This is a genomic window from Roseibium sp. SCP14 (genome assembly GCF_040329475.1).
GTDB lineage: Bacteria > Pseudomonadota > Alphaproteobacteria > Rhizobiales > Stappiaceae > Roseibium.
The window spans coordinates 1-518 of the sequence record NZ_JBDZYH010000026.1; the positions used below are offsets into that span (position 1 = coordinate 1).

Consider the following 518-nt stretch of genomic DNA (forward strand, 5'->3'; position numbering starts at 1 on the left):
CTGCCGGTGGCCGTGTCGCCGTCGCCGTCGGTCGTCTCCGCCGTCGCCTTCAGCTCGACAAGGCCCGTTGCCAGTTCCTGGACATCGTTGATGTAGGCGCCTGAATAGCTTTCGTCCGTATCATGATCGATCACTCCGGACTGTGTCAGCGTGACATTGCCCGCTCCGTCCACTTCCAGGGTGAAGACGGTATTGGCCGGATCGACGTCACCTTCGGAGGCGGCGGTGGAGCCGTAGATGATACCGCCGACCTCATAGAGGTTGATGGCGACATTGGCCGAAGTCAGCCCGGACGGGTCGCCTTCCGAGAAGGCGGCGGCCAGCTGCAGCATGTAGGTGACGGTTGTGGAGGCCTCGCCGTCCGCACCGGCATCCGCCGTGACATCGAAGGCACCGGCAAAGCTGGCGGTGGAGACAAGCGGTACCCCGTCGCCATCGGCGTTGCCGGTGAAGTTGCCGTCGGTCAGGCCGCCGTCATAGGTCTGTACCATGATGGCGTCGCCATCGGTCGGCGTCAC

1 protein-coding gene is annotated in these 518 nt (G+C 64.3%); it reads right to left on the reverse strand.

The genetic code is table 11. The features are described from left to right. The coding region (locus tag ABLQ08_RS32430; protein ID WP_352950915.1) for a DUF5801 repeats-in-toxin domain-containing protein at positions 1-518 on the reverse strand (518 nt) is incomplete at both ends.